The sequence below is a fragment of the Curtobacterium sp. PhB137 genome, assembly GCF_003814955.1.
Lineage (GTDB): Bacteria > Actinomycetota > Actinomycetes > Actinomycetales > Microbacteriaceae > Curtobacterium.
The window spans coordinates 206,450-224,945 of the sequence record NZ_RKQO01000009.1 but is presented as its reverse complement, the minus strand read 5'-3'; the positions used below and the strand labels follow the sequence as shown (position 1 = coordinate 224,945).

Annotated in this window: 17 protein-coding genes; 8 read left to right on the top strand and 9 right to left on the bottom strand. The window is 66.7% G+C overall.

All coding sequences use genetic code 11. The annotated features are described in order from the left end of the window. Window positions 1–201: 201 nt before the first annotated feature. A complete protein-coding gene (locus tag EDF28_RS17320) occupies window positions 202–1,518 on the top strand; it encodes an MFS transporter (protein WP_123293785.1) in 1,317 nt (438 codons plus the stop codon). A gap of 10 nt (window positions 1,519–1,528) precedes the next feature. Here the strand turns inward: EDF28_RS17320 and EDF28_RS17315 are convergent, their stop codons facing one another. Continuing rightward, window positions 1,529–2,872 carry an FGGY family carbohydrate kinase gene (locus EDF28_RS17315; RefSeq protein WP_165901032.1) on the bottom strand — a complete coding sequence of 448 codons (1,344 nt, stop codon included), beginning with the start codon at window positions 2,870–2,872 and terminating at the stop codon, window positions 1,529–1,531. Between the two features lie 276 nt (window positions 2,873–3,148). Between EDF28_RS17315 and EDF28_RS17310 the strand changes: the two genes are divergently transcribed. From EDF28_RS17310 to EDF28_RS17295, 4 genes are all read left to right on the top strand, one after another. Beyond that, entirely contained in the window at window positions 3,149–3,988 is an 840-nt protein-coding gene (locus tag EDF28_RS17310; protein WP_123293787.1) for a class II fructose-bisphosphate aldolase, read from the top strand. A 41-nt stretch (window positions 3,989–4,029) separates the two neighbouring features. Continuing rightward, window positions 4,030–5,475 (top strand): L-fuculokinase, encoded by a 1,446-nt coding sequence (locus EDF28_RS17305; protein WP_123671911.1) that lies wholly within the window; start codon window positions 4,030–4,032, stop codon window positions 5,473–5,475. Continuing rightward, on the top strand, window positions 5,472–6,980 hold the full coding sequence (locus tag EDF28_RS17300; RefSeq protein ID WP_260155071.1) for an FGGY family carbohydrate kinase: 1,509 nt from the start codon (window positions 5,472–5,474) through the stop codon (window positions 6,978–6,980). The genes EDF28_RS17305 and EDF28_RS17300 overlap by 4 nt, the downstream gene beginning before the upstream one ends. Window positions 6,981–7,099: 119 nt before the next feature. Next, complete coding sequence (locus EDF28_RS17295; protein WP_123340211.1) at window positions 7,100–7,873, top strand: GntR family transcriptional regulator; 774 nt, start codon at window positions 7,100–7,102, stop codon at window positions 7,871–7,873. A 58-nt stretch (window positions 7,874–7,931) separates the two neighbouring features. On the opposite strand, the gene EDF28_RS17290 is transcribed toward EDF28_RS17295, so the two are convergent. Then, window positions 7,932–8,789: an enoyl-CoA hydratase/isomerase family protein gene (locus EDF28_RS17290; RefSeq protein WP_123939155.1), complete on the bottom strand. Its 858-nt coding sequence runs from the start codon at window positions 8,787–8,789 to the stop codon at window positions 7,932–7,934. Between the two features lie 111 nt (window positions 8,790–8,900). On the opposite strand from EDF28_RS17290, the gene EDF28_RS17285 reads away from it, so the two are divergent. Next, window positions 8,901–9,512, top strand: coding sequence for a TetR family transcriptional regulator (locus EDF28_RS17285; RefSeq protein WP_123293792.1), 612 nt, complete (start codon window positions 8,901–8,903; stop codon window positions 9,510–9,512). Window positions 9,513–9,685: 173 nt separating this feature from the next. Here EDF28_RS17285 and EDF28_RS17280 read toward each other — a convergent pair whose 3' ends face one another. From EDF28_RS17280 to EDF28_RS17255, 6 genes are all read right to left on the bottom strand, one after another. Then, a complete protein-coding gene (locus EDF28_RS17280; RefSeq protein WP_221182580.1) occupies window positions 9,686–11,104 on the bottom strand; it encodes an amidase in 1,419 nt (472 codons plus the stop codon). Beyond that, a complete protein-coding gene (locus tag EDF28_RS17275) occupies window positions 11,101–11,280 on the bottom strand; it encodes a hypothetical protein (RefSeq protein WP_123293793.1) in 180 nt (59 codons plus the stop codon). The genes EDF28_RS17280 and EDF28_RS17275 overlap by 4 nt, the downstream gene beginning before the upstream one ends. Before the next feature lie 77 nt (window positions 11,281–11,357). Then, window positions 11,358–12,413, bottom strand: a complete 1,056-nt coding sequence (locus EDF28_RS17270) for an ABC transporter substrate-binding protein (RefSeq protein WP_123939154.1) — start codon at window positions 12,411–12,413, stop codon at window positions 11,358–11,360. 69 nt (window positions 12,414–12,482) lie between these two features. Beyond that, window positions 12,483–13,319 carry an ABC transporter permease gene (locus tag EDF28_RS17265; protein WP_123340214.1) on the bottom strand — a complete coding sequence of 279 codons (837 nt, stop codon included), beginning with the start codon at window positions 13,317–13,319 and terminating at the stop codon, window positions 12,483–12,485. Continuing rightward, complete coding sequence (locus EDF28_RS17260) at window positions 13,316–14,095, bottom strand: ABC transporter ATP-binding protein (RefSeq protein WP_123293796.1); 780 nt, start codon at window positions 14,093–14,095, stop codon at window positions 13,316–13,318. Before EDF28_RS17260 ends, EDF28_RS17265 begins: the two co-directional genes overlap by 4 nt. A 2-nt stretch (window positions 14,096–14,097) precedes the next feature. Continuing rightward, complete coding sequence (locus tag EDF28_RS17255; protein WP_123293797.1) at window positions 14,098–14,985, bottom strand: carbon-nitrogen hydrolase family protein; 888 nt, start codon at window positions 14,983–14,985, stop codon at window positions 14,098–14,100. Window positions 14,986–15,169: 184 nt separating this feature from the next. Here EDF28_RS17255 and EDF28_RS17250 point away from each other — a divergent pair, with 184 nt between their 5' ends. After that, window positions 15,170–15,919 (top strand): GntR family transcriptional regulator, encoded by a 750-nt coding sequence (locus EDF28_RS17250; protein WP_123340216.1) that lies wholly within the window; start codon window positions 15,170–15,172, stop codon window positions 15,917–15,919. Window positions 15,920–16,192: 273 nt separating this feature from the next. Here EDF28_RS17250 and EDF28_RS17245 read toward each other — a convergent pair whose 3' ends face one another. Beyond that, window positions 16,193–16,837, bottom strand: coding sequence for a TetR/AcrR family transcriptional regulator (locus tag EDF28_RS17245; RefSeq protein WP_123671905.1), 645 nt, complete (start codon window positions 16,835–16,837; stop codon window positions 16,193–16,195). 169 nt (window positions 16,838–17,006) lie between these two features. Here EDF28_RS17245 and EDF28_RS17240 point away from each other — a divergent pair, with 169 nt between their 5' ends. Further along, the gene (locus EDF28_RS17240) at window positions 17,007–18,476 is read left to right on the top strand and encodes an MFS transporter (RefSeq protein WP_123340218.1); all 1,470 of its coding nucleotides are present in this window, start codon (window positions 17,007–17,009) and stop codon (window positions 18,474–18,476) included. The last annotated feature ends 20 nt before the right edge of the window (window positions 18,477–18,496 follow it).

Here is an 18,496-nt window from a genome sequence, read left to right as displayed (position 1 = left end):
GCGCGGCGTCATCCACACCGACTCGCTCGTCCTGCGGTCCCGCTCGAACACCATCCGTCGCATCCAGGCGGACCACCGTGCGGAGAAGTGGTTCTAGCTCTCAATACTGGCGAGTCCGATCAACCGTGACTCGTCGGGGGCCGCGCCTCCGTGGTGTCCGGCGCGGCCCCCACCCCACATCCGTTCGAAGGAGAACGCGCGATGACCAACGAGTCCATGACCGCCAGCGCCGCAGTGCCGACGGGTCGAGGGCTGCTCGACCGGCTCGGCCTGCCCGCCCCACTCGCGCTCGGGTTCCTCGGCGTCCTGCTGTTCATGATCGGGGACGGAGTCGAGTCGAACTACCTGTCGCCGTTTCTCGTGGACACAGAAGGCTTCAGCGAGTCCGCTGCCGCGGTGACGATCAGCGCCTACGGCATCTTCGTCACCGTCGGATCGTGGCTTTCTGGCACCCTCTCCTCTGTCCTGGGCCCCCGCAAGGTGATGATCATCGGCGCCGCGACTTGGGTCGTCTTCGAGGCGCTGTTCCTGACCGTCGGCGTCGGTGCTGACGTGCGCTGGGTAGCCGTCGTCGCGTACTCGATTCGCGGCATCGGGTACCCGTTCTTTGCCTACGCGTTCCTGGTGTGGATCAACACCGCGACCCGACCGGAGCAGCGCGGAAGCTCCGTGGGCTGGTTCTGGTTCGTATTCGGAGCTGGACTGCCAACGCTCGGATCGCTGCTGGCCAGTTGGACGATTCCGGTCATCGGTGAAGTCGGCACCTTCTGGCTTGCGACGGGCCTCGTGGTCCTCGGGGCACTCACCGCCATCCTCGGCGTCCGAGACCGACAGCACGCCGGACCCGCGCGCAACGGCGACAGCGCGATCGCTGAGCTTGCCAAGGGACTCACGATCATCTGGCGTCAGCCACGGGTCAGTGTCGGAGCACTCGTACGGCTCATCAACACGGCGCCGAACTTCGCGCTCTTCGTCGTCGCGCCGTTCTTCTTCACTGAACAGATCGGTTTCACGCAGTCTCAGTACCTGCAGATCGTGACGATCGTCTACACGGCGAACATCTTCGCCAACCTCTTCTTCGGAGTCCTCGGCGACCGGTTTGGGTGGCAACGCACAGTGCTTTGGTTCGGGTGTGTCATGAGCGCGGTCGGGGCCGCCTCGCTGTACATCGTGCCGGTGCTGGTTGGCCCGAACTTCTGGCTCACCGTCCTGTGCTGGGCGATTCTCGGAATCGGTCTGGCCGGCTTCGTACCTCTCACGGCCTTGGTCCCCTCGTTCGTCCCGGCGGAAGATCGCGGGAGCGCGCTCGCTGTGTACACGCTCGCGGCAGGCCTCTCGGCGTTCATCGGCCCGGTCCTTGTCGGTGTCCTCGGCGGAGCAGCAAACGTTCCCATCCTCATCGGCACATTCGTGGCGATGTACGTCGTCGGGGCGCTGCTGTGTCTCGCGCTCCGAAGCGAGGAAGATCCCCGCAACCTCCGGATCGCGGCTGCGGACAGGCACGGTGACCTGCCCTAGGGACGGGGCATCACCGGGCGCTCTCGTGGCTGGTGTCGGCGCGCATCACGGTATCGGCGTCGACTACCCAGTCCAGCGCGGCCGCCGCGAGCATCGCTGCGCCGACGGCTGCGACTTCCGGCTCGTGCACGATCTGCATCCGCCGTCCGCTGACCTGTTCCTTGATCGCGAGCCAGCCGGGCGCACGTGACCATCCACCGGCCACGTACACGTGCCCTGGTGCGGGCATCAGCGCGGTGACTTCGTCGATCGCATCGGCGCCGACCCGCGCGAGGGCGCCGAGTACCGCCGCCGCCCTCGATGTCGCCTTCGCGGGAGCTCCGACAGAGTACTTCGGTCGGCCTCCGCCGCGATCGCCCGCGACGAACACGTCCGAGTCCACGTACCCGTCCGGCTTCCTTCGACCGCTCGCAATGAGTCGCAGTTCCGACGCAACCTCTGGGTCGAGCGACGCCCATTCGACGTTCCGGGTGAACTCCTCGACCGACAGGAGTGAGGTGCCGGTGTTCCGGATCCCGGGCGCGACGTCGACTCCTGTGGTTCGGTTCACCTGCTCCGGCGCCTGCGCCACGACGACTTCCGCGGTTCCCATGGAGTCGAGTACTGCTCCTTGGTCTAGCCGGTCCACTGCCCACCCGCCGATCGGATGGTCGTGGCCGCCAGCGATCGCGAGTGCGCCTGGGGCAAGCACTCCGGCCGCGTCCAAGCGCCTCGACAGGATCGGTCCGACGGCCTCACCTGCGGTGAGGACCTTCGGCAGGAGCGTCGGATCCCGCAGCGTGCTCTCCACTCGCGCCAGCACCCATGAGCGAGTTCTTCCGTCCCAGGCTGCGGTCCGCGCCGCGATCGAGTCGCTCATGAAGGCGGTACCGGACCAAGCGCTGGCTGCGTAGTCAGTGAGTGATACCCAGCCTGCTGCGGATTCGAGCTGTCCTTGCTCACGGGCCCAGAGCCAACCGACGAGCGTTCTTGCGGCATCGTCGCCGACGCCGACTCCGTCAGCTGCAGCGAGCTGCGGGGCGACGGCGGTGAACAGCCTGGCTCGTCGTGGATCGAACCAGGCGAGCGCCGACGCCGTTGGGCGCAGTTGTGCGTCGACGGGGATGCCGTCCTCGCCGACACCGACGGCGCAGACCGCATGAACGGCGAACTCTGTCCCGCAGACCTCGAGGAGCATGTCCTCGATGAGCCGAAGCAATTGCTGCGCGTCGATGGACAGATCGGTGTCGTCGCGCGGGGTCTGTCGCTGGGCTCGGCTGACGACTCGACTGTCAGCACCCAGACCGACGACCTTCGTGTTGGTACTGCCGATGTCGACCCCGCAGACGATCGGACCCCGGTGCGCGCGCTTCACGAGCGTCATTCTGTCCCATGAGCGGGACCGCAACAGCCCGATGTGGACAATTCGCTGGACTGTACATATGGACTAGACAATCTGTACCAACCTGCCTACCATGGACGGGAACCCAGGCGGTTCGGCCGAGACGGATCTCCGTCGCAGCGACGCGATGACGCAATCATCCGCGCCGCCGCGTGCGCCCCTTGGAAGCCGCCGAGACCACCGAAGCGCTCCGAAAACACGGCGACTTGCACGTCGCGACGCCGTCGGTGCAGGCCGAAAGGAACCCTCTTGCCTCTTGTCAGCGGTATCGACGTCATCAACGAGTGCACTTCACGCGGGCTCGTCGCCGGCGCGTTCAACACCACGAACATCGAAACGACGATGGGGATCGTCGCAGCGATCGAGAAGGTCGGCGTTCCGACGTTCATCCAGGTCGCTCCGACCAACGCGGCGCTGTCAGGGTTCGAGTACATCTACGACATGGTCAGCCGCCGGTTGGCAGAGTGCGACGTCCCGGTGGCGCTGCACCTCGACCACGGGAAGTCGCTCGATGCTGTGAGGGATGCGCTTGCGGCGGACTTCACCTCGATCATGATCGACTACTCCGAGTACGACTACGACGAGAACGTGCGCGTCTCGAAGATCGCACGAGAGCTGACGCCGTCGTCGCTCGCTCTCGAAGCAGAGCTCGGCAGCATCGGCGGCAAGGAGGACGACGTCGCTCCCGAGTTCGCGGCACACACCGACCCCCAGCAGGCCGCCGAGTTCGTCGCCGCGACCGGGTGCGACATGCTCGCGGTATCGGTCGGGAACCAGCACGGGTACGTCCCGAACGCCGCGATCGACTTCGAGCTGCTCGCCGCCGTCCGCGACGCCAGCCCGGTCCCGCTCGTCATCCACGGCGGTTCCGGACTGCCCGATGAGCAGCTCGCGCAGCTACACGAGTACAACGTCGTGAAGGTCAACGTTGCCAGCGATCTCCGGAACGCGATGATCCGCTCGTTCGGCGAGGCCTACAACGCCAACCCGAAGGAGGCGTCGCTCATCCGAGTCTCCACGGACGCGGTCGCCGCCATCACCCACGTAGTCGAGAAGCGTATCCGCACGCTGAACCCATCCGTCGCCTGACCTGTCACCGCGTTCAGCGCCGAACCGAAGGACCTCACCCCGTGCTCCCTACCATCACGGTCGACATCGGCACGACCAGCATCAAGCTGTGCCTGTTCGACGACGTGGGCGGCGTCGTCGTCTCGACGAAGCACCCGACGCCGACGACCCGGGACGCTTGGGGAGAGGTCTACCAGGTGGAGGCGCTGCTGCAGCAGATCGCCGACTTCGTCCGCGGCCTCGACGATGCGGCACGACGTTCGGTGCGTCGCATCGCGATCGCCGGTGTGGGAGAGTCCGGCGGGCTGGTCCGCCCCGATGGGTCGTTGGCATCGCCGATGATCCTCTGGCACGACCACCGTGGAGCGGACTGGCTCGAGGACTTCGATGTCTTCAGCCGCGATCGCGTGTACGCGATCACTGGACTCCCGGTGAACCCGAACTACGGCATCTCGAAAGTGGCGTGGGCCGTGGACAACGCTGGCTCGGGGGCTGCTGATGCGCAGTGGTTGAACGTGGCGGAGTTCGTAGCGGCCGAACTGACCGGCGAACGATGGTCGGAGTTCTCCCTCGCCAGCAGGACGATGGCGCTCGATCTCGCGGCCAGGACGTGGTCGGCCGAGATGTGCGACTTCTTCGATCTGGACGTCAGCCGGTTCCCCGACCTCCGCACCGCTTCCGAAGGCACGACGCTCTCGCCCGTTCGGGCCGCGGAGCTCAGACTGGACACCTCTGTCATGGTCCACGTCGCCGGCCACGATCACATGGTCGGTGCCGTCGGCGCCGACCTTGAACACAACGAGCTGCTGAATTCGACCGGGACGACCGAGGGCTTGCTGTTCCTGACCGACGCACCGACTCTCGGTCCGGCAGCAGGACGCGCGAAGCTCGCGAACGGAATCTCTTGCACCGGGTCCGACTACACGCTGTTCGCCTCGATCCCGACTGGTGGCTCGGCGTTCGCGACGTTGCAGGGACTGCTCGGTCGTTCCGCATCGGAACTTGCTGACAGCATCTCCGGCATCCACCAGGAGTACGTCGCCGGCGACGTGGCGCTCGACCGCGTGCCCGTGATCCTCCCGCAGTTCCGCGGGAGCCCCCCGCCGACGAAGAACGCTCGAACACGCGGCGCGATCGCCGGGCTGCAGACCGACACGACCGCCAACGAACTCATCCTGGGCTGCTTCCTCGGGATGGCACTGCAGTTCTCCGACGTGCTCGACCTCTTCCCAGTCACGGCGAGCCGCGTGAAGGTGATCGGGCCCGCAGGCGGGAACCCGCTCTGGCAGCAGCTGAAGGCGGACCTCCTCGGCACACCGCTCACAGCCTCCCGATTCCCGGAGGTCGTCTCCCGCGGCGCGCAAGCCCTCGCCTCCGACCAGCGGCTCAGTTGGCAGGACAGCGATCCGGAAGATGTGGACGTCGACACGGCTCGACGCGAGGCACTCGCTCAATGGCGAGCAACGATCCAGCCCCAGTGGGACTACCTCAAGGGTCTCCCCGCATGAGGCTGTTCGAACCGTCTGAGACAACTTCCGTAACCCAAAGGAGGTCGACGATGCTGATCGCAGGAATCGACTCATCCACGCAGATGTGCAAGGTCACTGTTCGAGACGCCGCGACCGGCAACCGTGTGCGGGAAGGGAAGGCGTCACACCCGTCCGGCACGATCGTCCACCCGGGTCGGTGGTGGCAGGCGCTGCTCACAGCGGTTGAGCGTGCAGGCGGACTCGAAGACGTGCAAGCGATCGCGGTGAGCGGTCAACAGCACACTCCGGTCTTCCTCGACGAGGACGGCGAGGTCGTCTGCGATTCACCGCTCTGGAACGACACCGGTTCCCACGGCCAGATGGTCAGCCTGAACGAGGAACTCGGTCGAGACACGTGGATCCGCCGAACGGGCCTGCCGCTCACGCTCTCGGACACCGTCGTGAAGCTCCGCTGGCTGCGAGACACGGACCCGGCGGCAGCCGAGCGAACTGCCGCGGTGGCGATCGTCCCCGACTGGCTCACCTGGCGCCTCCTGGGGTACGGAAGCCGGCACGGCGGCCTGGATGCTCTCGTCACCGACCGATCGGACGCCGCGGCAACCGCGTACTGGTCGCCGGAGACCGGTGAGTACTGCATGGACCTCGTCGAGCATGCGTTCGGCAAGACCGTGACCCTTCCGAAGATCCTCGGACCGCTCGACCGCGCCGGTGTGACCGGTGGAGGTATCCCCGGCATCCCCGCAGGAATCGTCGTGGGCGCTGGCAGCGGTGACAACGGAGCCGCAGCCCTCGCGCTCGACGTCAGCGCCGGCGACACCGTGCTCTCTCTCGGAACCTCCGGGGTCGTCTACACGCAGTCCGAAACGCCGATCCACGACTACGCCGGATACGTCTGCAACTACGCGGACGCCACTGGCAAGTTCCAACCGCTCGTTGCGACCCTGAACGCCGGCCGGAACTTCGAACTCGGCGCCGCACTGCTCGGCTGCTCGTTCGACGAACTCTCGGACCTTGCGCTCTCTGCCCCGGCAGGTGCGAACGGTCTGACCCTGTTGCCGTACTTCGAAGGAGAGCGGACTCCGGATCTGCCCCACGCGAGAGCCTCACTGCATCAAGCGTCCCTGACCAACTTCAACCGTCCGAACTTCGCGCGGGCCATCATCGAAGGAACCCTTGCGAGCCAGGTCGAGATGCTTGAAGCGTTGGAGCGGTGCGGCATCGTCACGGAACGCGTCGTCCTCATCGGTGGTGCTGCGCAAAGTGAGGCGGTTCAGCACATCCTGACGCAGATGGTCGACGTACCTGTTGTCGTCCCCGATCCCGAGGAGTACGTCGCCAAGGGGGCGGCGATGCAGGCGCTTGCTGCGCTGCAAGGGGCGTTCCCGGTCTGGTCGACGAACGGCGACGAACTCGCCCCGCTGCGAACCGAAACGCAGATCTCGCAGCAGCATGACGCTGCGAAGGTGGCGATGGGGTACTTCGAGAAGACGGCGGCGCGATCCTCGCAACCTGCAGTCCAATAGCTGAGATCGGTCGGGAGCGGAGCACCGTGCGGTGGCTGTACGGGTTGTCCGTATGAGATGGTCATACCGTCTACGTGGTGGTGTCATGCCGCCCCGGGTGCGATGCGAGGAGAGCCAGGATGAGCGAGCAACAGGCCATTGACCGGCAGTCGCCTGTGCCGTACTACGAACAGCTCGCTGATGTGCTCCAGGTCCGCGTGGAGACCGGGGCGATCGCTGTGGGGGACCGTCTGCCGAGCGAACTGGACCTCTCCGCTGAGTACGGAATCGCCCGCGCGACCGTCCGGCAGGCCCTGCAGCTCCTTGAGAGTCGAGGACTAGCCCAGCGTGTCCCGAATCGAGGTGTCTTCGCGTCGCGGCCGTCGTCCGACCGTGGATGGATGATCCAGAACACCGAAGGGTTCCTTGAGAACGCGGTCGGACGACAGAACCGCGCCGTGACCACCACCGTCCTGCGATCGGGGAGAGCGAAGCTGCCGGACTTCGTCGCCGCCTTGCTCGAAGTCGCGGTCGGAGTCGAGGGATTCGAACTCGTCCGCCTTCGCCACCTGGACGGTGTCCCTGCCGTGTACAGCGTCAACTACAGTCCGCCAAGCGTCGCCCCGATCGTCGGCGATTCCGAAGCCGTGCTCAACGGAACTGGGTCCCTCTCCGAGCTGCTGACGCGTGCCGGCTACCCACTCCGCGGCGCGCACCGCACGATCCGTGCGCGGGCCGCGACTGCTGAAGTCGCTGAAGCTCTGGAAGTCGTGCGCGGCGAGCCGGTCATCTGCGTGCAATCCACGTCCTGGACGAAGAACGAAGAACGCTTCGACGTGTACGAGACATGGGTGCGAACCGACGTCGTCCCGCTCGAGGTGAACGTCAGCTCGGTCGACATCCCCGGCCATTGAGCTGTGAACGGTGACTGCTGGGCGCCGGTCTCGCATGGAGAAGCCGGCGCCCAAGCCGTCAGATCCCGCTGATCAGTGCCTCGAGGCGGAGTTCGCCGGCACGGGTCTGCATGCCGGCGTCGAGGAGCCGGTGAGCAAGCTCTGCCGCGTCGGCGGTGAACAACGGACCGAGAAGCGCATTCTCCGTTGCGAGGCCTCCTCGCGTCACTCCGCTCGGAACCGTGTTCACCGCCTCCTTGACGGCGAAGACGACTTCGGGCCTCAGCTCACCGATCCGACGTGCCAGTGAACCGACGTACTCATCGATCTCGTCCGCCGGCAGAGCCCGGTTCACCAGCCCGTAGCGCTCGGCGAGTTCGGCATCGACGAGCTGGGCGCCGAGGAGGATCTCGAGGGAACGAGCCCTGCCGACGAGCGAGGTCAAGTACTGCGTCCCTCCGCCACCGGCCATGATGCCCATGAGCACCTCGGGCTGGGCTTGACCGGCTTTACCGATGGCGGCAAAGCGCATGTCCAACGCCATGAGGAATTCGTTGCCACCGCCGCGGGCGAGGCCGGTCAGCTTCCCGATCGTGATCTGAGGGAGAGAGCGCACTTCCTCGTGGACAACTTGCATGAGGTTCATGTCCGCAGGAAACTCCGCATCCGGGTTCGCCGCCATCGTTGCCGCGCCGGCGGCTGCCATCACCTCGGGTTCTGTGATGAACCGAGTGTCGCCGTGCGCCACGAAGATGTCGGGATCAGCGCTGTCGAAGACGATCACGCGGACGGCTTCGTCGCCACGCACCTGCGAGACGAACTGGCGCAGCGACGGTAGGAGAGTCCCGTCAGAGAGGTTCAAGGGGGGATTGTCGATGGTGACATGGGCGACCCCATCAGCTACCGAGATGTGCAGGGCGGGCAGGTCGTAGGTCATGGGTGTTCTCTCCGTATCGCGTGAACATCAGCGCCTTGTTTGACACTGAGTGTCACTGTAGACACAAGAATTCGTACCTGCGACTGAAGTCAAGGCTCGTAGGATGGTCGGATGCACGGGACCAGTACGCGAGCGATCGGGCGTGCCGCCGTTCGCAACGAACTCGGTGCCGTCGGTCTGCGGAAATTCCTCGAGTCGGGTTTCGACGCCATCACCTTCGACGACCTCGCGAGAGAAGCAGGTGTCTCACGCAGCACCTTCTTGCGCTACTTCGGCAGCAAAGAGGACGTGGTCTTGCACGTCTTCGACACCGTTGGCGACCAGATGGCCGCGGTTCTCGCTACCCAGCCGTTGACCGAGGACGCCTGGTCGGCGCTCCGCGCCGCGGTTGCTCCGGCAGTGGATCTGCTGCAAGATGCGGCGGACGGCCTCGACAGGATCCGGCTCGTCTGGTCCACCCCCGCGCTCTGGGCACGCCTTCACGAGAAGCAGGCGACCTGGCGCCCAGAACTCGTTGACCTCCTGCTCAAACGCGAGCCCCGGGTCGGGACGCCGATCATCGCGGTGCGCACGCGAGTGATGGCTGCTGTCGGCTGCCTGATGGTGGCCTACGACGGTTGGGTCGAGGACAACGGCATCTCGCCGCTGGATGAGCTGACAGACGCTGCGTTCGCTGCGCTGACGCGATCGGGTGGCCTCGGCCGTCCGAGCACAGACACTTGACGTCCAACGGTGAACCGGCCGAGTTCGGCGGTCGTCGGCACGGTGACGAGTGGTCAGCCACGACACTGTTTCGTCGCGGTCGATGGGCTCCCGCCTGAGCGTGCGGAGGCTGCGACTCGACCTCTGACGTGCGGTGCGCAGTTGCTCGCGAGCACAGGCTGGCATGCGGGCGGTCAAGGAAGCTGCGGTCGCAGCAGGTGATGCGACGTGATTGCCTGATACCCGTTCCCGGCTGCGAGTGCTCGCGTCTCGTCGAACGCTCGGGAGGTGAGGAGCATCCCGATCGGGAGTCCGTCCCGGTCGAGCCCGATCGGAACGCTGAGTCCGGGGAGGCCCGCCATGCTGCCGATCGCTGTGTACCGCATGTTCCCGGCCGTGAGCGACGCCGGCCCCCCGTCGAGTTCGACGCTCTCCGCGCCGTGCGGCAGCGCCGTGAACGGCAGGGTCGGTGTCACGAGGACGTCAACGTCGCGCATCGCCTCGAGCAGCCCGTCGCGGAACCACGCTCGGAAACGCTGCGCCTGCACGTACTCGACGCCTGAGTAGCGGAGCCCGATCTCCAGATGCGTCCGGACGTCGTCGCCGTAGTCGTCCGGCCTGGTGCGCAGGAGGTCGAGGTGCATCGCGCTCGGCTCCACAGCGTCGACCACGAGTTGCGCATCCACGAGCTCGTCCACACCGGGCACGTGGATCTCGGTGACCACCGCGCCAGCGGCGACGAGCGCGTCGAGCGCGGCGCGCACGCCGGCGGTGACATCGGGTTGGTTGCCGACGAGCGCGTAGTCGGCGATCACACCGACCCGGAGGCCGCGCAGGTGGGTGGCGGGGTCGACGGCCTGGAGGCTCGGCGCGGTCGGGTGGACCGGCTCGCGTCGCGTGGTCCGGTCGCGCTGGTCCCACCCCGCGATCGCGTCGTGCACGACGGCGGTGTCCGCCGCAGTCCGGGCCAGCGGCCCGACGGTGTCCATGGTCCACGCGAGTGGGACGACACCGGCGTTGCTGACTCGACCGATGGTGGGACGCAACCCGCTGACGCCGTTGACCGACGCGGGGAGCCGCACCGAGCCTCCCGTGTCCGTCCCGAGTGCCGCGACGACCATGCCGGCCGCGACCGCGATGCCGGACCCGCCGGAGGACCCGGCGGCGACCCGATCTCGGTTCCACGGGTTCCGCGCGCGTCCGGTGTGGGGGTTGTCCGTGGTGCCGCCCCACGCGAGCTCGTGCATGTTCGTGCGGCCGACGAGCACCGCACCGGCGTCGCGCAGGCTGGTGACGACGGTGGCGTCGTGCGTGGCGGGCTCGTCGCCGAGGAGCAGGCTGCCGGCGCGGGTGTGCTGTCCGGCGACGTCGATGTTGTCCTTCACCGCGACGGGCAGGCCGTGCAGTGGACCGCGGTCGACGGCGGCGGCGAGTTCGGCGTCAGCTCGTGCTGCGGCGGCCCGGGCGCCGTCACGGTCGACGTGGACGAAGGCGGCGAGGTCCGCCTGCTCGTCGATGCGGGCGATGCTCTGCTCGACGAGTGCGACGGCGGTGGTCGTTCCGGAGCGGAGCATGCCGGCGAGTTCCGCGATCGGTCGGTGGAGGTCGGTCACGGGCGGGCTCCGTCGCGGGCGTCGGTGGTGTCCGCAGCGGCCGGTCCCGCCTGCGCGTGGTCGAAGACCGAGACGGGGACGACCTCGGGTGGGATGTTCGCGGTGACGAAGGCGGCGATGGAGCGTCCGCGAGCGGTCCACTCCTCGGTCAGAGTCTGGCGGGCGGTCGCGTCCATGGGAGCTCCTCTGGTGCGGGGAAGGCGGGGAAGGCGGGGCCGCCGGGTGGCGGCCCCGCCTTGGGTGGTGGGGTCGATCAGTTCTTCGCGGGGTAGGACTTCTCGGCCTTGCCCGAGAAGGTGGTGTCGACGTTCGTGTCGTACGAGGTGGCGTCGGCCGGGTACTTCTTGACGTTGTCGATGTCGGCAGCGAGCTGGAGGTTGTGGTCCCAGGCTTCCTCGGTGACGGTCGCACCGTGCGGGTAGCCGTCCGCCTCGATCTCCCGCTTGACGGCGGAGGCGACCGTGGACTTGTCGAGTTTCGGGAAGTACTTCTCGGCGACCTCGATGGTGCCGGCCTCGTCTGAGTAGATGTAGTTGTAGGCCCGCTGGAATGCGTTGACGACGCCTTGCGTCGCCTCGGGGTTCGCCTTCACGTACTTCTGGGTGGAGGTGAGTGACGAGAACGCGAAGGGGTTCCACTCGTCGCCGGCGGCCGGCCATGAGTACACGACGTGCATGTCCTGCTGGTCGACGGCCTGGCTGACCGAGGGCTCCGGGACGACCGCGTAGTCGGCCTGGCCGGATGCGACGGCGGCGAGTTCGTTGCCGAGGGAGACGTTGATGAGGTCGACGTCCTTGAGGTCGTACGTGTCGATCATCTTCGTCATGAGTGCCCAGGTGGAGTCCGGTGACGGGGAGACGACGACCTTCTTGCCGTTCAGGATCGTGGGGTCGTCCTGCGCGCTCGCGTCGTCCTTGCCGACGAGGAACTCGGCGGGGGCGTTCTGTACGCCGGCGACGATGACACCCTCACCGCCCTGTTCGTGGGACTTGGCGGAGAACACCGGGTCCTGGATGGAGAACCCGGCTGAGCCGCCGAGCACCGCGGCGAATGAGGCGTTGCCGGATCCGCCGGTGTCGATCTTGACGTTCACGCCCTCGTCCTCGAAGTAGCCCTTCTCCTGGGCGACGTAGAGCGGCAGGTAGAGGAGGGTCTGAACTGCCTGGTTGATGGTGACGTCCTGGGTCTCGCCGTCGGCCGAGTCGGCCGCGCTGGAGCCGGACGCGCACCCGGTGAGTGCGACCAGTGTGGCGGCGGTCGCCGCGACGAGGGTGAGGACGCGGGCGCGTCGAGGAAGGGGAGATCGCATGGGGCACAGCCCTTTCGGTGGGAGGAGCGCAGGGAAGGAGGGTGAGGTGGGAGGAGTTTCCGCTGTGGGTCAGCGGCGATCCCACCGGAGCAGGACGCGCTCCAGCAGATCGATCAGGAGGCCGAAGACCAGGACCATCGCCATCACGACGACGACGCCGGCGAGCACCTGGTTCATGGCGAAGCTCGACGATCCGGTGACGATCATGTGACCGACACCCGCAGAGGACGAGATGAACTCCCCCACGACGGCGCCGATGATCGCGAACCCGACGTTGAGCTTGAGGCCGGCGATGACCCAGGACATCGCCCCGGGGACGATGGCCTTGGTGAACGCCTGGGTCTTGGAGCTGCCGAACGAGCGCATCAGGTCGAGGAGATCGGTGTCGACCTTCTGCGCACCGCGGTAGGCGTTCGTCAGCGAGACGATGACGCACGAGAACGCGACGATGACGACCTTCGACACCAGACCGGTGCCGAACCAGATGATCATCATCGGCGCGACCGCGAGGACAGGGATCGACCCGATCGCGGTGATGAAGGGCGCGGAGAGGTCGGCGACGAACCGCGAGTACCAGAGCAGGAGGCCGAGGAGCGACCCGCCGAGGGCTCCGATCACGAATCCGATGAGCACCTCCTGCGCGGTCACGCCGAGGTCGGTCCACAGCTCGCCGGTCCCGACGTTCTGCGCGAGCACCGTGACGATCTGCCCGGGGCTCGAGAACAGGAACGTGCTGATCCACCCCGCGGACGCCCCGAGTTGCCAGGCCGCCAGGAAGGCGACGACGATCGCGATCTGGATCGACACGAGGACGCTGCGTCGCCTCGACGACCGCGGTCGGGTGCGGCGTTCGGGTGCGGTCCGGACTGCCCCGGTGGCTGCTTCTTCGATCTGGATGGCGGTCATGCTGCGCGCTCCGTCCGGGCGCCGGTGCCGATGGAGCGCCAGATCGCCTCGTAGTAGTCGTTGAACGCCGGCGCGAGGCGGCGCTCGTTGATGGCGTGGCTGTCGGTGCCGAGGTCGATCTCGATCTCCTGCACGACCTGTCCGGGATGGGCCTTGAGGACGTAGACGCGGTCACTCAGGGTGACGGCTTCCTCGATGTCGTGCGTGACGAACACGACCGTCTTGCCCGCCGCCTTCACGGTGTCCATCAGCTCGCTCTCGAGCTGGATCTTCAGCGGGTAGTCGAGGGCCTTGTACGCCTCGTCCATCAGGATGATGTCTGGGTCGGTGACCATCGTCCGCATGAGCGCTGCACGCTGCCGCATGCCACCCGAGAGCTGGCCCGGGTAGCTGTCCTCGCGGCCGGACAGGTGGTACGTGTCGAACAGGGCCGACGCCCGCTCGCGCGCCTCGCGCCGTGGGACCCCGTGCACCTCGAGGCCGAGGACCACGTTCTGCATGATCGTCCGCCACGGCATCAACAGGTCCTTCTGCAGGACGTAGCCGATCGACCGGTTCGGGTTGCCCGTGGTGTCGTTCCCGTTGACCAGGACGCGACCCTCGGTGGGGGCGAGCAGCCCGGTGATGATGTTGAAGAGGGTGGACTTGCCACAGCCGGAGGGTCCGACGAAGGAGACGAACTCGCCGGCCTTCGCGTGGAAGTCGATGCCGTCCAGGACGAGCGGGCCGTCGCCGTAGCGCTTCCCGATGCCCTGGACCTCGATCGCATGGGACATGGTCATTCCGTTCCTGCCCCGTAGCGCCCGACTGTTGCGGGCACGGGGACGTAGTCCTTGAGGAAGTGGTAGCCGATGTAGTCGATGCCGCGGGCTCGGAGGATGGTGTCCTCGACGTCGACGGTGACGCACGCGATGCCCTCGGTCGGCCCGGTGTCGGCGCGGATGACGCCGTTCGGGTCGATGATCCGTGAGTGCCCGTGGTAGTTGAGGTTCCCCTGCTGCGCGACGACGTTCGACTCGACCATCCACGCCTGGTTCTCCAGCGCCCGGACGCGGCCGAAGAGCGTGTACTGGTCGACACGGATGTCGTCCTCAGCCGCTTCGTCGGCGTCGTCGTACGCCCACGCGGTCGGCATGACGAGGATCTCCGCGCCCTGCAGCGCGAGCGCCCGAGTCGTCTCGGGGAAGCACTTGTCGTAGCAGATGAGCATCCCGATCCGGCCGATGCCCGTCTCGAACACGGGGAACCCGACGCCCGGGTGGTAGACGTGTTTCTCGTCCCCGGGCTGGTGCACCTTGCGGTACCGGCCGATGTAGCCGTCCGGACCGGCAAGGACGACGGTGTTGTAGAGGACATCCGCGTACCGGTCGTCGCGCTCGGTCAGCCCGAACACGACGTGCAGGCTCTGCTCGACCGCGGCCTCGATCACCGCACTCACCCGCGGGCCGTTCGGCACTGTCTCGGCGTTCTGCTGCTGGTAGCGGACGTTCTCGAAGTCCAGACTGAGCGTGTCCGTGAGGTAGCCCTGCAAGGCCTGTTCCGGGAACACCACCAGGTCGGCACCGAGTTCGGCAGCATCCCGGATGCGGCCGAGCATCACGGTGAGGTTCGTGTCAGGGTCGTACACGACCGGCATCGACACGGTGGCGATGGTGGTGAGGGGCATGAGAGGAGCGTGATCCACAGGGGTTTCCGCCCCGTCACGCTCTCGTTACGCCCCTGCTAAGCCACCACTCACTCGTCCACGAATGCCTCCTGACCGGGGCTTCCGCGTTCCACCCAAGACGCAACGCCACGAAACTTCCGCCCCCTCGTGCTCCGGCGCCCGGCGTGTGCGACCCTGAGGTCCCATGCCGAAGTACCTCGAACGTCGCCATCACCGCGCACGGCTGCTGCGCGACATGCTCCGCGACGAACTGCTCCGCGGAGACGGCGGGATTGCCGCGCTGCCGTCCGAGGACGAACTGATCCGGCGACACCAGGTCGGCCGGAACGTGGTCCGCGAGGCGCTCGATCTCCTTGTGTCGGAGCGACTCATCCGACGAGTCCGCGGCCAGGGAACGGAACCTACGGCGCACGTGATCGTCCACCACCTCAACCAGCTACGCGCGATCGGCGAGCCAGGACACAGCACCGTCGAGGGCAATGCGATCCACTACCGGAAGCTCTCCTGGGAGCTCGTCCCCGCGCCGCAAGTGGTCGCGGACAACTTGGTCGTTCCAGGCGGGACTCCGGTCATCCGGTGGGAACGCATCACGGCGTCGCGTGATCCCCTTGTCTTGTGGACCAGCTACTTCAGGAGTGACCTCGGCTTGCGGGAGCCCGGGGCGGAGACACCCGGCGTGGATGCGGGTACGTGGGGGTTCCTCGAGGCGGCGGGCATCGAACTCGGTGAAGCCGCGGTGCGCACCGGGGCGGTGCCGGCCGACCCGGCGGTCGCCGAGCTGCTCGCCACCGAGCCGTCCGCGCCGCTCCTGGTGCAGCATCGGCTCCTCACGGACGCCACCGGCCGACCGATCGAGTTCGCGGTCGGGTACTACCGGGGCGACCTCATCGTGATCAGCAACACGTTGCGACGGAACCCCGGTTCAGGGTCATGAGCGGAGGTGCCTTGCGGACGAACACGCAGGCTTGCCCGTGCGAGGGGGTCGCAGCGGCTCCCTCTACCGGCGCTTTCCCTCAGCGACGAAGCCACTCGCCCGCGACTACCGTTGGTGGGATCGTGGGTTCCTCTGGACTGGCCCTCAAGGCCATTCCGAGCCCGTTCGAAGGTTCACGTCAACCAGGGGTCCAGTCGGAGACCGCGCGGCGCAACTCCGTCACGGCTGAGGCGGGGCGGGTCAAGAATCCACACGAGGTTTCGGAGACACGCCCTAGCTCGAGTTGAAGGAGGTGCCGAGAAGCTTCTGGATCTCCATGAGGTTCTGACCGATCAGCTTGGAAACAGCGTCCTCGACAGCGGCTCCGAGATCGAACGAAGGGTCGGACACCCAGAGTTGCGACAGTCCATCCCAGACGGAGATGACCTGTCGCGCCGTTAGCCACGGGTCGGCGTTGGGGTGTGCCAGGCCGGCTTTCTGGCTGTGCTCGAGCAGTCGAGCGAAGAGGTCGACGATCCGCGCGTTGCGTTGCGCGAAGTACTCCGCTGCCGGATGGCCCGCCAACGACGCAGATCCCTTCATCGAGTTCAGTAGGCGAAACCGGGGATCGTGGGGATCGGGGTCCGCAAGCCTACGAAACGCGCGAGCGTCCAAGAGCGTGTCTTCGAGCGTGACATGGGCGCGGTCCGCCTCGTCGTCCTCGATCGCCCCCAGGGCGGCAACCAGAAGGTGGTCCTTCGAGGGAAAGTGGTAGAGCACTGTCGTCTCGCTGGTCCCGGATCGTTGCGACACGAGCGCCGTCGTGACGTTCTCGTGTCCAAGCTCGTCGACGAGTTCCACCACGGCCTGCACGATCGTCTGCCGCCGCTTTGTGGTGGAGGCGTAGGGGCCGCGTTTCCCGGGCGTCGTCGTCGTCATCCGATCAGCATAGGTCAGCGAATCCAGAGTGTTCACGAAGGTTTGACACTCGCCGTCGATCAAAAAGTGTTGCCCTGGAGTCGAATGGTGTGGTTCACTCTGGTTTCGGATCCCGGTGCTGCCGGCTCCGGCCGTCTACCCAGACACCCACTTCCACCGAAGGAACCCGATGACAACGACGTCACGCCTCACCGCTCGCGCTGCTCGGAAGGTCAGCCGCCGCAGCGATCCCGACCGCCTTTCCACCGGCGCGGGACTCGCGTGGACGACCACCGGGCTCTCCGGCGCCGTCAACTACCTCTTCTTGGGGATGTGGGTCTTCTACGGCACCGACGTCCTCGGACTCAACCCCGCCGTTCTCGGTACCCTCGCTCTGGTCAGCAAGCTGCTCGAGGCCGTGGTCGTGGTCATTTCCGGCTGGCTCGTGGACCGCACCCCCGAGACTCGGTGGGGGAAGGCCCGCCCCTACGAGCTGGCGATCGTCGGCGTCTGGGTCGCGACGTACGCGCTGTTCTCGACCCCCGACTTCAACGATGTCGGCAAAACGGTCTGGCTCTTCGTGTGGCTGGTGATGGCGAACGTCGTCTTCACATCGCTCCTCGGCGCGAACGACTACCTCTACCTCGCGCGCGCCTTCAACTCGCGCGTCCTCGTCGCGAAGGTGTCGACCCGCACCGGCTTCTTCACCACCGTCGGAGTCGTCGTCTTCAACGTCGCCCTCCCCGTCTTCCTCGCCCAGGCGGGCACGAGCGCACCGGCCTGGTCGATGCTCGCGCTCTACCTCGCGATCCCCCTCGCGCTGATCGGTCTCGGCCGCTTCCTCTTCTTCAAGGAGAGGTACCAGACCGAAGCCGAGGACGCCCCGAAGGTCACCTTCCGCGACATCCGCGAGGTGCTCACCACGAACCACTACATCTGGATCATCGCCGGAATCAGCTTCGTCAGCTCTCTCGCCGGCGGCACCGGGATCGCGGTCTACTACTTCAAGTACGTCGTCGGCGATATCTCGCTGATGAGCTTCACCGGGCTGATCCCTGTCCTCATCCTGCCCTCGATGCTGTTCTTCCCCCGCCTGATGAAGAAGTTCAAGGTCAGCACCATCATCACAACCGGTGCGATCGCCGGCGTCCTCGCCGGCGCACTCATGATCGTCGCGAACGGCAACCTGATCCTGATCCTCATCTCCAGCGCTCTCAGCGGTCTGGGCATCCTCCCCATCACCTTCCTCACGCAGCTCCTCGTCATCGACAACGCGAGCTACAACCAGTGGAGCGGGCGCCGTCGACTCGAGAGCACGATGGGCGCCATCACGACGTTCTTCGTGCGGTTGGGTGCTGGGGCCGGTGGCGCCGCGACCGGTTGGGTGCTCGGCGTCGTCGGCTACGACGGGACCGCCGAGACTCAGTCTCCCTCGGCCGTCACCGGCATTGTCCTCCTTGCCGGCGCGTTCCCCGCCGTCCTCTGGATCGGCGTGGTGCTCGTGATGCGGCCGTACCGCAAGTTCGAGCAAATGCTCCCAACCATCACTCAGAGCCTGGCCGTCATCACCGCTGACGACCCGAAGGTCGACACGGTCAAGCCCGAATCTGTACCCGGGACCGTGCGCACCTCGACCGATGAACACTCGGCCGACAAGTGAACCAGGACGTGTGCGGAGCG

Coding starts and splice junctions, on each gene's coding strand:
- EDF28_RS17320 (WP_123293785.1), top strand. CDS start 202: ATGACCAACGAGTCCATGACCGCCAGCGCCGCAGTGCCGACGGGTCGA.
- EDF28_RS17300 (WP_260155071.1), top strand. CDS start 5,472: ATGAGGCTGTTCGAACCGTCTGAGACAACTTCCGTAACCCAAAGGAGG.
- EDF28_RS17295 (WP_123340211.1), top strand. CDS start 7,100: ATGAGCGAGCAACAGGCCATTGACCGGCAGTCGCCTGTGCCGTACTAC.
- EDF28_RS17290 (WP_123939155.1), bottom strand. CDS start 8,789: ATGACCTACGACCTGCCCGCCCTGCACATCTCGGTAGCTGATGGGGTC.
- EDF28_RS17285 (WP_123293792.1), top strand. CDS start 8,901: ATGCACGGGACCAGTACGCGAGCGATCGGGCGTGCCGCCGTTCGCAAC.
- EDF28_RS17275 (WP_123293793.1), bottom strand. CDS start 11,280: ATGGACGCGACCGCCCGCCAGACTCTGACCGAGGAGTGGACCGCTCGC.
- EDF28_RS17270 (WP_123939154.1), bottom strand. CDS start 12,413: ATGCGATCTCCCCTTCCTCGACGCGCCCGCGTCCTCACCCTCGTCGCG.
- EDF28_RS17265 (WP_123340214.1), bottom strand. CDS start 13,319: ATGACCGCCATCCAGATCGAAGAAGCAGCCACCGGGGCAGTCCGGACC.
- EDF28_RS17260 (WP_123293796.1), bottom strand. CDS start 14,095: ATGTCCCATGCGATCGAGGTCCAGGGCATCGGGAAGCGCTACGGCGAC.
- EDF28_RS17255 (WP_123293797.1), bottom strand. CDS start 14,985: ATGCCCCTCACCACCATCGCCACCGTGTCGATGCCGGTCGTGTACGAC.
- EDF28_RS17250 (WP_123340216.1), top strand. CDS start 15,170: ATGCCGAAGTACCTCGAACGTCGCCATCACCGCGCACGGCTGCTGCGC.
- EDF28_RS17245 (WP_123671905.1), bottom strand. CDS start 16,837: ATGACGACGACGACGCCCGGGAAACGCGGCCCCTACGCCTCCACCACA.
- EDF28_RS17240 (WP_123340218.1), top strand. CDS start 17,007: ATGACAACGACGTCACGCCTCACCGCTCGCGCTGCTCGGAAGGTCAGC.